The sequence below is a fragment of the Candidatus Pelagibacter sp. uisw_098 genome, assembly GCF_059512505.1.
Genome location: NZ_CM183454.1, coordinates 767,111 through 781,020, shown reverse-complemented (window position 1 = coordinate 781,020; position 13,910 = coordinate 767,111). Strand labels below are relative to the sequence as shown.

General features: G+C 30.0%; 14 protein-coding genes. 7 read left to right on the top strand and 7 right to left on the bottom strand.

Features of this window, described 5'->3' with window-relative positions:
• The first annotated feature begins 28 nt into the window (after positions 1-28).
• From AC5YF9_RS04245 to AC5YF9_RS04220, 6 genes are all read left to right on the top strand, one after another.
• A complete protein-coding gene (locus AC5YF9_RS04245) occupies positions 29-1,252 on the top strand; it encodes an ATP-grasp domain-containing protein (protein WP_415303461.1) in 1,224 nt (407 codons plus the stop codon).
• A gap of 5 nt (positions 1,253-1,257) precedes the next feature.
• Positions 1,258-3,003 carry a PIG-L family deacetylase gene (locus AC5YF9_RS04240; RefSeq protein ID WP_415303460.1) on the top strand — a complete coding sequence of 582 codons (1,746 nt, stop codon included), beginning with the start codon at positions 1,258-1,260 and terminating at the stop codon, positions 3,001-3,003.
• Positions 2,997-4,004 carry an NAD-dependent epimerase gene (locus tag AC5YF9_RS04235; RefSeq protein WP_415304914.1) on the top strand — a complete coding sequence of 336 codons (1,008 nt, stop codon included), beginning with the start codon at positions 2,997-2,999 and terminating at the stop codon, positions 4,002-4,004. Before AC5YF9_RS04240 ends, AC5YF9_RS04235 begins: the two co-directional genes overlap by 7 nt.
• Positions 4,005-4,082: 78 nt before the next feature.
• On the top strand, positions 4,083-4,982 hold the full coding sequence (locus AC5YF9_RS04230) for a DUF3427 domain-containing protein (RefSeq protein WP_415303459.1): 900 nt from the start codon (positions 4,083-4,085) through the stop codon (positions 4,980-4,982).
• Positions 4,983-5,840, top strand: coding sequence for a GIY-YIG nuclease family protein (locus AC5YF9_RS04225; protein ID WP_415303458.1), 858 nt, complete (start codon positions 4,983-4,985; stop codon positions 5,838-5,840).
• Positions 5,841-5,863: 23 nt separating this feature from the next.
• Positions 5,864-6,151 (top strand): hypothetical protein, encoded by a 288-nt coding sequence (locus AC5YF9_RS04220; protein ID WP_415303457.1) that lies wholly within the window; start codon positions 5,864-5,866, stop codon positions 6,149-6,151.
• 291 nt (positions 6,152-6,442) lie between these two features.
• Here AC5YF9_RS04220 and AC5YF9_RS04215 read toward each other — a convergent pair whose 3' ends face one another.
• From AC5YF9_RS04215 to AC5YF9_RS04185, 7 genes are all read right to left on the bottom strand, one after another.
• Positions 6,443-6,718 (bottom strand): hypothetical protein, encoded by a 276-nt coding sequence (locus AC5YF9_RS04215; RefSeq protein ID WP_415303456.1) that lies wholly within the window; start codon positions 6,716-6,718, stop codon positions 6,443-6,445.
• 238 nt (positions 6,719-6,956) lie between these two features.
• Complete coding sequence (locus AC5YF9_RS04210; protein WP_415303455.1) at positions 6,957-8,108, bottom strand: M24 family metallopeptidase; 1,152 nt, start codon at positions 8,106-8,108, stop codon at positions 6,957-6,959.
• Positions 8,108-8,884, bottom strand: coding sequence for a fumarylacetoacetate hydrolase (locus tag AC5YF9_RS04205; protein WP_415303454.1), 777 nt, complete (start codon positions 8,882-8,884; stop codon positions 8,108-8,110). The genes AC5YF9_RS04210 and AC5YF9_RS04205 overlap by 1 nt, the downstream gene beginning before the upstream one ends.
• Before the next feature lie 9 nt (positions 8,885-8,893).
• The gene (locus AC5YF9_RS04200; RefSeq protein WP_415303453.1) at positions 8,894-9,697 is read right to left on the bottom strand and encodes a M23 family metallopeptidase; all 804 of its coding nucleotides are present in this window, start codon (positions 9,695-9,697) and stop codon (positions 8,894-8,896) included.
• Positions 9,682-10,440, bottom strand: coding sequence for an SDR family NAD(P)-dependent oxidoreductase (locus AC5YF9_RS04195; protein WP_415278935.1), 759 nt, complete (start codon positions 10,438-10,440; stop codon positions 9,682-9,684). Before AC5YF9_RS04195 ends, AC5YF9_RS04200 begins: the two co-directional genes overlap by 16 nt.
• On the bottom strand, positions 10,441-11,031 hold the full coding sequence (locus AC5YF9_RS04190; RefSeq protein ID WP_415303452.1) for a TerC family protein: 591 nt from the start codon (positions 11,029-11,031) through the stop codon (positions 10,441-10,443).
• The gene (locus AC5YF9_RS04185) at positions 11,031-12,626 is read right to left on the bottom strand and encodes a GMC family oxidoreductase (protein WP_415303451.1); all 1,596 of its coding nucleotides are present in this window, start codon (positions 12,624-12,626) and stop codon (positions 11,031-11,033) included. The genes AC5YF9_RS04190 and AC5YF9_RS04185 overlap by 1 nt, the downstream gene beginning before the upstream one ends.
• 150 nt (positions 12,627-12,776) lie before the next feature.
• Here AC5YF9_RS04185 and AC5YF9_RS04180 point away from each other — a divergent pair, with 150 nt between their 5' ends.
• Positions 12,777-13,871, top strand: coding sequence for a TRAP transporter substrate-binding protein (locus AC5YF9_RS04180; RefSeq protein ID WP_415303450.1), 1,095 nt, complete (start codon positions 12,777-12,779; stop codon positions 13,869-13,871).
• Positions 13,872-13,910 lie beyond the last annotated feature (39 nt).

Below are 13,910 nucleotides of genomic sequence, written 5' to 3'. Positions count from 1 at the left end.
CTAATATAGTTAATTTATTATTTAATAAATGAAAAAAAATAAAGTTCTATTTAAAACTTCACCATTAATTATTTTTGGTGGTGGTGTACATCAGATTCCCTACATTAAATATTGTAAAAAAAATAAAATTTCTACTTTAGTATTAGATCAAAATATAAATTGTGCTGCCAAATTATATGCTGACTATTTTTTAAATATTTCTACTCCAAACGAAGAGTCATTAAGTGTTTTAAAAGCTATAAAAAAAGTTACTCAAAAATATAAAGTTTTGGGAGTTTTGGTTGCTGGAGTAGAACTTGCTATTCTAGGATCATTTATAGCCAAAAAATTTAAAACAAAAAGTATTAGTTCATTAGTAGCAAAGAATGTAACAAATAAAATTAACAGAACAGTTAAATTTAAAAAAAAAGATGTGCCATACGCCAATTATGAAATAATTAATAATTTAAAATCTTTAAAAAAAAATTATCCATATGTTGTTAAAACTGAAGAAGGATCAGGTGCAAGAGGTGTTAGAGTTATCTCATCAAAAAATGATCTTGAATCTGTGAAGAAAGATTTTTCACTCATGAATAGCCCAAAGTATTTAGTGGAAGAGTTTCTTAAAGGTTTTGAAATATCAATAGAAGCTTTTATTTATAAAGGAAAATTTAATTATTATTGTTTTGCTATTAGAGATATAGAAATAATTTCTAACGGAAAAATTATTGAACATGGAAGTGTAGCTGACCCACAATTTGACAAACAAAAAGTTAAACAGGTGAAAAAGGTTTTTGAGAAAGCTTGCGTAGCTCTCGGATTGAATGAGGGGCCCGCTAAAGGAGATATTATGTTTACTGAGTCAGGCCCAAAAGTTATAGAAATTGCATCAAGATCTGCTCCACTAGCTCCATTAATTTCTAATAAAGTATATAATTTTGACATGATTTCAACTCATGTTAAATGGTCAATGGGTTTAAAATTAAAGTTCGGTTCAAAACTATTAGATTTTTCCAAATCCAAACCAATTTGCCATAAGTATTTATTTCATAGGAAAGGGATTATTTATAATATTAATGGAATTGAAAAAGTAAACAAATTAAAAAATGTAATTAAGTTAGTGATATTAAAAGATTTAACTTTTCCAATTAAATTAGAAGAGCCCACAAATACAAACAGGTTACTTTATGTTGTCACAACAGGATCTAATGCAGAGGATGCTAAAAAAAATGCTGAGATTTCTTTATCAAATATAAAACTGTTATATAAATAATTATTATGAATAAAAAAAGTAGTTCTAAAATCCTAATACTTACAAAATGTAGTGAAAAAATTGGAACAGGCCATTTAATGAGATCTCTACAATTACAACATAGTCTCTTAAAAGAAAAGTTTAATTGTGAAATTTGGACTAATAAAAATTTAGAAATTAAAGAAATTCTTAATGGTTTAAATTATAAATCGAAAATAAAGTGTTTCAAAAAAATACCCTTAAAAATTAAAGATTTTAAAAAATTTAGGTTAGTAGTAATTGATATTGCATGGAATGACCCATGGCTTGATGCTAATAGAAAATTTATTACAAAATTAATAGAAAAATTGGAAATGTTAAATATTAGAGTCGTTAATATTGGAAAACCTAAACTTGAAACATCTTTATTCAGAAGTTTTATAGACATTTATCCAGACGGATCTAATGTTAAAGTTAGTGGAAATGTGTCTCCAAGGTTTATAGCACTAAGAAAACAGTTTTATTTGGCTCAGCCAAAAAATAATAAATTATTTAGAGGCACTATTTTTTTAACAATGGGCGGTACGGATCCATTAAATATGATTAAAAAAGCATTAGAACAGATAGCAGATTGTAGACATATTAATCATGTAATTATATTAATTGGTAGTAATTCAAATATTGACACTCAATCTATTAATAAATTTTTAAAAAAACATAAAAAAAAATCTACTTTTCTTAAAAATGTTGGAGCTAAAAAAATAATTGAATCAATGCAAAAGAGTGATATTGCAATTACTGCTTTTGGAACAACTGCATTCGAGTCAATGGCTCTAAGACTGCCAGTAATAGCTGTCACTCATTATAAACATCAAGATAATTCTGCTAGATGGTTTTCAGATTTGAAAACAATTGAATACATAGGTTGCGCTGAAAATGGTATTAGATGGGGTGATTTAAAGTACAAAATTAATTATTTATATAAAAATCAAAAAATTTCGAGAAATATGGCAAATAGAGCAAATTCATTTATTGATGGTAAAGGAAATGAAAGAATAACAAATCTATTAAAAGAAATTTATAAGGAGACATTTTTTAATTTAGATGATTTATTTATTTTTGCTCATCCAGGAACAGAAGCATTGGTAGCCTCAGGCGTAATAACAAAATTAGTAAAGAGTGGTAAAAAAGTTGGAATAGTTGTAATGGGCGATGGGATCAGCTCAAGAATAGAGCCATCATTAAAAAAAAAGAATAGCACTGAATTGTATACAAATCTTGAAAAATCATTTGAAGACTCTTGTTCTGCTCTTGGAATTAAGGTGAAATATTTTTTTAGATATCCAGACAATCAGTTTGATAAAGAACCTTTACTAAGCTTTGTAAAAAATATTGAGAATATTTTAAAAAGACATAAACCAAACCGTATTTGGACACATGAAGAGTCAGGACTTAATATAGATCATAAAGTTATTAACAAAGCTGTAATGATAGCTTCTAGACCTATAGTTGGGTCAAAAATTTCTACAATTTTTGGATTTAAAACCCCAGGGTCAATTGATTGGTCATTTTCTAATTTAGGTATAGCTGCAGATAATTGGTATGAAGAAGTGGATCTTAAATCTAAAAGAAGAAAACAGTCATATAACTCTTACAGTAAAATAAAGTATTTTAATCATAGTTTACATAGTTTTGGACATATTGAGTCGCAATTAAAAAGTAATGGAAAAAAAATAGGAGTAGCGGCAGCTGAGGCATTCTATGTAATTCGTAATCTTAGTAGAATATTATGATAGTTGTAACTGGCTCTGCTGGATTTATTGGCTCATCTTTATGCATTAAATTGTTAGAACGAGGAGATAAGTTAATAGGTATTGATAACCATAATAATTATTATGATCCTAAAATTAAAGAAGCAAGACTTAAAAGACTTTTAAAATATTCAAATTATAAACATTATAGAATGGATATTAGTGAACAAAAAAATTTAGACGAATTATTTAGAGTTCATAAACCAATAAGTGTAGTTAATTTAGCGGCACAGGCAGGTGTGCGTTACTCTATGGAAAATCCACTAGCTTATATAAATAGTAATGTGGTAGGGTTTGCTCACATTCTAGAAAACTGTCGTTACCACAACATTGAGCATTTAGTTTATGCTAGCACCTCAAGTGTTTATGGAGCTAATACTAAAATACCTTTTTCAGAACATGATAGCGCAAATCATCCTTTATCAGTTTATGCAGCATCTAAGAAAAGTAATGAGCTTATGGCACATACTTATAGTTATCTTTACAAATTACCAACTACAGGTCTTAGGTTTTTTACAGTTTATGGACCTTGGGGTAGACCAGATATGGCTCTTTTTAAATTTACTAAAGCAATCTTAGAAGAAAAAACTATTGATGTTTATAATAATGGTAAACATACAAGAGATTTTACTTATATTGATGATATTGTAAAAGGCATAATTAAAACTCTTGATAATCCATCAACAACTAACTCTAATTGGAATGCCAATCAACCCGATCCAGCAACTAGTAGTGCCCCATGGCGTATTTATAATATTGGAAATAACAATCCCGTAAAGCTAATGAACTATATTGACATACTTGAAAAAATTTTAAATAAAAAGGCAAAAATAAATTTTTTACCTTTGCAGCCAGGCGATGTATCAGACACCTATGCTGATACAAAAATTTTAAATGAAAAATTTAATTATAAACCCTCAACATCAGTTATTGAGGGAGTGACAAATTTTGTAAGTTGGTATAAAGAATTTTATCAACTGTGAACAAACCTTTTTTATTTACGCATATTAGTTAATTCCATCACCTAGACACCTGATTAGGGGTTTGGTAGTCTTTGATCAGTGAAATTAGAATTCAAAAAAGGATCAAAATATTCCAGAAAAGATATCGGGTGGGTTTGTTTTCCTGATAAAGGTAGACCAGCTGGAGATGATTGGGATACAGGGTATGTGCGTGTTGAAGACAATCTAATAATCTTTATGAACATCGGTGTTCCAGGCACAACAGAGCATGACTTTGATAATCATTATGATCATTCAAAAGAAGTTATTGTCTGGTATGGAAAACCAAAGTCTCATTCAAATCAACCAACATTTCAAAAATTATTATCAGGTGAAATGACACCACACTTTTTTGCACGTTGGGATAATAAAGATCCTCAATTCTCTTATTTAGGTGTTGGAAATGTTGTGAGTTTTAAGGATGGTCATCCATGCTTAGATGGAAATAAAAATGAAGTTGAGACAATAGAATTAAAATTAACTGTGGAAGATTCGGGAGAGATAATTCCTATTCTAAATCAAACAAATGTAGATAAAGATATTTCATTAGAAAACAATTTAACTCCAAAATCCTCTTTCCTACTAGAGAAACATCTCGAAGATTATATTATCAAAAATTGGTCCAATATTGAGTTGAATAAAGATTATAATATTCATAAAGAAAATAATAAACTTTGTACTCAATATTCAACTGGGTCTGGCCCTTTAGATATTTTGGCAATTAGCAAAGACCAAAAAGAATTTTTAGTTATTGAATTAAAGAAGGGTAGAGCTAGCGATATAGTCATGGGTCAAATACAGAGATATATGGGTCATATTAAAAATAATTTAGCTGGTGACAAAGATGTTAAGGGGCTGATTATTGCCTTAGAAGATGATAAAAATTTAAGAGATGCCTTATCTGTGGCACCCAATATAAAGTTTATGAAATATGAAGTATCATTTAAACTGGTGGGATAAATGAATATAACAAAAGAACAGCTCAAATTTTTAGAAACACAAAAAATATCTTTGGACAAAATCTTTGATGCCACAGGTTTATCAAAGACCGAATATCACAAATCAATGAAAGAGGCGGACAAGATTATTGCAATTGGTGTAACTCCTTGTGCAAAATTTTCCCATTCCATGAGAACTAGAAATGGACATTGTGTTCAATGTAATACTGCAACTATTGCTTTTTTAGAAAGACACTATGAAAAAGGATATATTTATATTGCAGGCTCTAAAAAGGAAGAAGTTATTAAAGTAGGTTTTGCCAGCGACATTAACAACAGAGAAGAATCGTTAAATGATGAAGGTTATGGAGAGATCAATGACTGGAAAATTCTTTTTCAAGTAATGTGTAAAGATGCAGGAAAAATTGAATTTCACACACATAAAAAATTAAATAAATATTTAATAAATAGAAGTTATTTAAAGAATAATAAAAAAAATGAATGTTATGAAATTTTTAGCTGTTCATATTCATTAGCAAAAAAAACTTTAGATGAAGATATTGGAGATAACAATAATATAAAAAAATCTTTTGAAAATTTACCTATTATAAATGAATATAATTTTGATAACGTTATGGGTGGTTTAAAGAGAATTGTTTCAACAAAAGAACGCGTAGAAAGAGCAAAACCATTGATTAGAAAACCTAATATAGTAAAAAAAAAATCTACCAATAAAATCCAAGATAAAATTGAAATTACCAACAATCCAAATAATTTAAAAAAAGAAAATACAAAGAAAGAAAAATCATTATCTATATGGATGGTTTCGTTATTTTTTATTGTATTTTTTGCGCTAATAAAAACCTGTGCGATGAATTAAATGAAAAAACTTTTATCTGAATAATGAGCAATAAAAAAAAAGAAACGAAAAGAAAAAAATTAGAAGAATGGGAAAAACAGTATAGATTAGATCATCCCGTATATAATCTAAATCACTCTTACCCCTCTTTTGCTTTTGGGGCTGTGTCAGCTTTTCTTGGAGCAATTATGATAGCTCCATTTCAAATGAGTCAGACAATTGTTACAAGGTATGCTTTTTTTTGTTTTGTTATTGGGTATGCGATTGATTGGTATTGCAAAAAAGAATGGTCGAAAGCTTATGATAAATACAAAAAACTTGAAGATCTATGACTTTAAGAAAATTATTTAAACAAATAATAATAAGATCTTGTGACATATTTAATAACTTATTAGATTTTAATTTGAAAAAATTATTATTTTTAAAAAGATTATTTATTTTAGTATCTATTTCTTTATTTACAGTTTTTTTTATTTTTTTTTCTATTTTGATACCAATTTTGATTTGTGCAGAAAGTTCAATTCCTTTCATTTATTTATTATTACCTTATGCTGTTTTATTTTTTCCAATCCTTTTTTTTTTAAAAAAGATTAAATCAAATTTTTTAGCCTTTAAATATGAATTTAAGACCAGGAAATAGTGTTAGATTTTATTTGATTTTTTCTAAGTTTCTTTAAAATTTTTATTAATTTTCTAAATAAATAAAGTGGAATAAATCCTAAAAGAATCAATTCTGGTAAGTTCATAAGAATTTTATAATTAATAAATATGGTCATATCTTGATGGGTAATGACATAACTTGAAGGGCTATTTGTATTTGTAAAATATTTTTTAAGCCTTATATTTACACTATCATTTAGTAATGAAACTTTTACTGGGGCTTCAAGATAGTTGCTCAAACCTTTTCGAGGTCCCAGTTTAATTCCCAATAATTTTTTCTGAAAAATTTTTTATAATATTTTTTAATATGAATTTGTTTTCATAGGCTATGACCGTCTAAAACAAAGACTATAGGTATTACTTTAGGTACCATATTTAAGAAAAAGGGTGGTGGGGGTCTAAATTCCATTCAAAGTTGAGATTTGGACTGGTACCTCTATTTTATTTCAGACTTGATGATGACTTGATGATGGAGACCTATAAGACTACTAAATCCAGTTTTTGCTTACCTAATCTTTCGTTGCCATTCTCGGTCACTAAATAGGTTTCCCCTAAATTCATCGCTAGATTGCTGTCTGAATCCATTAATATCATGTGCATAAAGAAGACATTACCAGGAGTTATTACATAAGGATTACCTGTATATAACATTGGCCAGTCCATCCAATTAGGAGAGAATGTTGCACCTAATGAATAACCACAAGCATTCATTCTCGCTTTATTGTATCCAAGATCATCAAAAGTTTTAGCGTGAATATCAAACACATCTCCAGAAGTTTTTCCTGGAATTAAAGTTTTTACACAATTATTTAAAACCTCAACACAAGCTTCATGCATTTTTATATGTTTAGGATCTGCTTTTCCAATAGGGATAGTTCTAAACATTGCAGAATGATAATGTTTAAAGGTTCCAGCCCATTCTAAACTTAATTGATCTGTGTTAGACAAATTTCTTTTTTCTGACTGATATCTACAGAGTAAAGCATTATCACCTGAGCCAATGATATATTCATTAGCAGGATAATCTCCACCACCTTCAAGAACTGCTTTTTGCATTTCTGCTAAAATTTTTGCTTCACTAGCACCTGCTTTTGTATATTTCCAAGCTTCATCAAGAGCTCTATCTGCTAATTCAGCAGCTTTTTTAACGTAAACCAATTCTTCATTAGATTTAATTACTCTTAATTTTGTTATTAGTTCTGATTGATCTTCAACACTGCAATAATTCTCTAAAGATTTATTTAATCTTAAGGCGTTACGTCCAGTCATGCCGTATGCTTCGTATTCAATTCCAATATTTTTATCTTTTAAATTAAGTTCGTTTAATATCTGTTTAAGATCATCTGTTGGATTTATTCCATCTTGATCAATCCAAATTCTAATATCTTTAATGTTTGATGTATTTTGTGCTTGTCTTAAGTCAGGAGCACGAGTTAACAGAATAACATTACCTTCTTGATCCAAGATTAAGGTTTGAAAAAAAACATATCCAAAAGTATCATAGCCAGTAAGCCAATACATAGACTCTTGTCTGAACATTAAAAGAGCATCTAGATTTTGCTCTTTCATTGATTTTAAAACATCTTGTTTTCTTTTAGAAAATTCTTCTGATGTAAAATGCAATCCCATTAATGGATGATAGCTTTTGCTGAACCTAGCTTATCAATTTTACCTGCATACAATCCTTTTCCAAGTATGGGAACAACGCCAACTGTTGAACCGGTAAATACGTAGAAATCTTTATTAAGATTTATTTTATCTTTTTTAAGTTTCTTTAGTACAAAACGAAGTGAATTTAGAGGGCTAATATAAACAGCTCCTGTATTACCTGAGACAGTCTGATTTATCTTCTTATTCGAAATAATCGTTTTAAGGTTATTAATATTAATTTTTTTATACTTTTTCTTTTGTCCAATTAAAAATTTTACATTTGCACCAAAATCACTAGATAAATCACCAAAAGATGTAACACCTTTCTTTTTTTGTCTATAACCTACAACTTCAATACACGGTGCCATATGAGAAATATATTTAGAAATATTTTTCATAGTTATTACACCTTTTGATAGAAAGAAATTTTTTTTAATCAAATAACAAACTTCTAACTCTATACCTAAAGTAAATTTGTTAATTTTAACCTTTTTTCCACTTTTTAGAAAATTTCTTTTGTAAATAGATGCGTAAAAAGGTTCTTTTTCTTTTAATTTTTTCATTACAGGAATTCCTGTTCCACCAGCCTTAAATCCAATAATAGGTTCTTTAATTTTACTTTCACATAATTTTCTAAATTCATCAGCATCAGTAAGTTTTTTTGTAATTTTTTGAGGCAGTGGTGAGATTATTTTATTTTTTAAAAATGCATTCACAAGTCTGTCTGAGATTTTATTTTTTAAGTTTTTATTCATCCAACTTTTTTATTTCAATACCGACATGGGATCAAGTCTTGTTTGAAACCAATTAACTCTAAAATCTAAATGGGGTCCAGTAGACCTTCCGGTAGAACCGACAGTTCCTATAATATCTCCTTGGTTAATTTTGTCCCCAACTGAGACTAAAATATTTTCAAGGTGAGAATATATTGTTGAAATACCATGACCATGATCCATAATGATGGTACCACCTGTATAGTATAAATCATCTTTGGCCATTGTAACAACTCCAGCTCCAGAAGATTTTATTATAGTTCCTTGTTTTGCTGCTATATCTATACCGTAGTGAGGCCATTTTGCCTTGCCATTTAAAATTCTTTGACTGCCATAGACGCCACTAATAATTCCTTCAACAGGCATTATAAATTTATCTTTAAAAAAATTTAAATTAGAATTTATTGCTCTTGCCTCACCAATTGCATTATTTTCTTTTTTAATTCTTTTATAAACAGATTCGGGAGGGGTCACTTTACTTTCTTCAAGACCATCAATTCTTTGAACGTTGTACTTTCTTTTTAAAACTGTTTTTGTAATTACTGATTTTTTTCCATCTAATATTTTAGTAAAAGTTAAATCAAACTTTCTATCTCTATCAATTCCAAAAACAAAAAAACCATCTTTTGATATTTTTACTTCTTTTTTGTCTATAATAATTTTTGCATTTGGATTTGTTTTTCCTAGAATATAGTGCCCTTGTATAAATTTTCCCTGAAACTCAACAGCATTAACCTGCGATGTTGAAAAAATTAATAATGATAAAAGAAATCTATAAATTACTTTGCAGTCCATCCACCGTCTACCAAGATTGAAGTGGCCGTAACCATTGATGATGCTGAAGAAGCTAAAAAACAAACACTTGTTGCAACATCACTTTCTGTTGCTAATTTTCCCATGGGTATGTTGCCTAAAGCTAGTTTTTTAAATTCTTTGTTCTTAAAAAATTTTTTAACCATTGGTGTTGCGACAAAAGTAGGGGCTACTGTATTTACTCTAATATTGTTTTTTGCAAGCTCAACACCCATCCCTTTGGTTAATCCTTCAATACCAAATTTTGTCATATTATAAACATTTCTACCAGCCATTCCCACATGACCAAGTTGAGAGGACATATTAATAATTGATCCGCCTCTTTTTTTATTCTTTAACATTTTTTTAACAACTAATTGAGCAACATTAAAAGCTGCTTTAAGGTTTAAATCTACCAAGTAGTTCATGCTTTCTTGCTTAATTTTTTCAAAAGGTTCTGGGATATTTGTACCGGCATTATTAACTAAAATATCTATGATTTTAATTTTATCTAGATTTTCTTTTAAATCTTTGTAATTCATTACGTCACAATTAACTTTGATAACTTTACCTTTTATCTTTTTTATTTCTTTTTCAAGTTTATCAAGATCTGATTGAGTTCTGCTTAATGCAATAATTGTAGCTCCAGCTTCAGCAAGAGCAATAGAGCAGGCTCTTCCTAATCCTTTGCCTGCACCTGTAACTAATGCATATTTGTTTTTAAGATTTATTTTTTGTAAGTACATTTAAATAAATAATTTTAAATCAGTATAGATCAATTCGATTGCAACAACTAGTATAGCAATCAAGCCAATCCAAGCTATCCATTTATACTCATTAATCCATTTTGATATTACAGTAGCAGCTGTTGCCATAAGAATTATTGATAAAGCTAGACCAAATATTAATAATACATAGTGATCACCAGCTGCACCAGCTACACCTAAAACATTATCCAAACTCATTGTAAAATCAGCAAGTAAAACTGTCCATATAGCTTTCATGAAACTTGAGTTATCTACTTTAATATCTTCATCACCTGACTGACCTTTGATTACATCTGTGTAGAGTTTGTAGACTATATAAAGAAGAAGCAATCCACCTATCAATCTTAATCCTGTTATTTGTAATAAATAGGCAGTTAACATGGTTAAGATAATTCTTAAAATTACTGCACCACCTATTCCCCAAAAAATTACTTTTTTTCTTTGTTCAGCAGGAAATTTAGAAGCAACCATTCCAATAATAATCGCATTATCTCCAGCTAATACTAAATCTATAAATATAATTTGACCTAAGATTACCAGTTGTTCAGGTCCAAATAATTCTGCAAACATTAACTGCTTAGTATCATATCAGCACCTTTTTCTGCAATCATTATTGTGGGTGCATTAGTATTACCAGAGGTGATATTGGGCATTATAGAGGCATCAATCACTCTTAAATTTTTTATACCATGAACTTTTAATTGGTCATCAACAACAGCCATATCGTCTTGACCCATTTTACAAGTTCCTACTGGATGAAATATTGTTTGTGCGTAATTACTTGCAGCTTTCACTAGCTCTTCGTCATCTTGAATATTGGCACCAGGTCTAAATTCTTCAGGTTCATATTGTTTAAATTCATTGCTTTCTAAAACAATTTTTCTAATTAATCTTAAACCTTTAGCAGCTACTATCCGATCCTCATCACTTGAAAGATAATTCATCTTAATCTTTGGATTTTCTCTACTGTCTTTACTTATAATATTAATTTCACCTTTACTCGTCGGTCTGATGTTTGCAACAGTAGGGGTGAATGCAGCAAAATCATGTAAATTTGAACCACCCAATTTATCTGTACTAATTGGTTGAACGTGAAATTGTAAATTAGGAGTTTCTTTAGATGAGTCACTTTTTGCAAATCCACAAAGTTGACTAGCACCCATAGTCATTGGACCACTTCTTAAAAAAACATATTCCATTCCAATCATTAATTTACCAATTAGACTGTTAATCTTTTTATTCAAAGTTTTAATATTTTTAACTTTATAAACAGGTCTAAACATTAAATGGTCTTGTAAGTTCTTACCTACACCAATAGAGTTTTTTACAACATCAATTCCAAGTTTAGATAATTTTTCACCATTACCAATACCAGAAGTTTGAAGAATTTGTGCAGAACCAATTGAACCAGCACTTAAAATTATTTCCTTGTTTGCTTTAGTTGTTAAAGATTGATTATTTTTCCAGTAAGAAACACTGACAGCTTTTTTATTTTCAAAGTTTACCTTTTCAACATGACACTTTGTTTCAGTCTTTAAATTTTTTCTATTCTTAATTGGATTTAAATACCCTACAGCTGTGCTACATCTTAAGCCATTCTGTTCTGTTACTTGAAAGTAACCACATCCAAAATTATCACCCTTGTTAAAATCATTCACTTTAGGAATGCCAATTTCTTGAGCTGCATTCATGAAAGCATCTAATATAGGTAATTTTATTCTTTGGTCTGAAACAGATAATGGTCCACCAACACCATGAAATTGACTTTGGCCTCGCTCTTGATTTTCAGCTTTTAAAAAATAAGGCAAAACATCATTCCAGCTCCAACCCTTATTTCCCAATTGCCTCCAAATATCATAATCTTGTTCTTGCCCTCTTATATAAAGTAGTCCGTTTATAGAGGAGCTTCCACCAAGAGTTTTTCCTCTAGGGTAGGGTATAGATCTGTTTTCCATCGTTTCATCGGGCTCTGTTTTATAACACCAATCCGTTTTTGGATTATGCATTGTTTTATAATACCCAACTGGAATATGAATCCATGGGTAGGAATCGTTTCCACCAGCTTCAATTAAAAGTACTTTGTTATTTGGATTTTCTGAAAGTCTATTAGCTAAAACACAGCCAGCTGACCCAGCACCAATAATTATATAATCAAAATTATCCATTCGAATAATGAGTTTATAGTTTGTAAAATCAAAAATACTAGTGTTCACGGTAATTTTAGGTTGTTAATAGTAATATTAGCTCTTGTTTTAGATTTATTTTTTTGAGAGAGTTCCTCTTTTATAAAAAACACAACGAGAGGGAAAATAAATATGAAAAAAATCATATCTTTGTTTGTTGGATCGCTTCTACTTACTGTAATGACAGTAACAGGTGCATCTGCGCAAACTCTTAAGTGTCAAACCGTAATTAGTGCAAAAGCTGATGAAGTGGTGATGTTGAAAGACTTCACTGATACAGTTACTGAACTAACGGGTGGATCACTTAAGTTCGAAATTATGCCAGCTGGATCAGTAGTAGGTGTAAAAGAAACTTTAGATGCAGTTGATAAAGGATTAATCGATTGTGGTTTTGCTTGGACTCACTATTGGTCAGGCGATCACCCAGCAGCTATGTTATTTGGTTCGCCAGTAGCAGGTGCAGGTGTTGGTATCGATAACATCGCTTTTTTATCTTGGTTCCAATATGGTGGTGGTAAAGAACTTTACGACCAACTATGGTCTGAGATGGGAAGAGACATCAAAGGATTTATGTTACAACCAGTAGGCCCTGAAGCTCTAGGTTGGTTCAAAGAGCCAATTAATAGCATGGCTGACTTTAGAAAGTACAAGTTCAGAACTCCTCCGGGAATTCCTGGCCAAACTTATAAAGACATTGGTGTAGCTTCTGTTGCAATGGGTGGTGGAGATATTTTACCAGCTCTTGAAGCAGGAACAATTGATGCTGCTGAATGGTGTTGTCCTAAGCCGGATATGACATTTGGCTTCCAGAAAGTTCTAAAACATTACTACCTACAAGGTCTTCACCAAGTAGTAGTAAATGCTGACTTCTATATTACAGGCTCTAAGTACAAAAAGATGTCTGCTTTAGAGAAAAAAGCTTTAGAAGTTGCTGCAAATGCATCTTTATCAAAATCTATGAGTTACAGAATATACGAAAATGGAAAAGCTCTACATGAGCTAACTACGAAGCATGGTGTTATTTTACATGATACACCAGCTGACTACTTCCCAGCGTATATGGCTGCAGCAAAAGCAGCTTTAGAAAAAAACTCAGCTAAGAATCCGTTCTTTGCTAAAGTTTGGCAGTCTCAAAAAGACTTTGCCGATATCGCTGTACCATTTTGGTCTGGATCTCAAATGTCTAATGCTAAGCTAGGAATGGCTCACGCAGCAACATTAAAGTAGTACTTAGATAAAAAATAATTATAATTGAAGCGGGCTTAA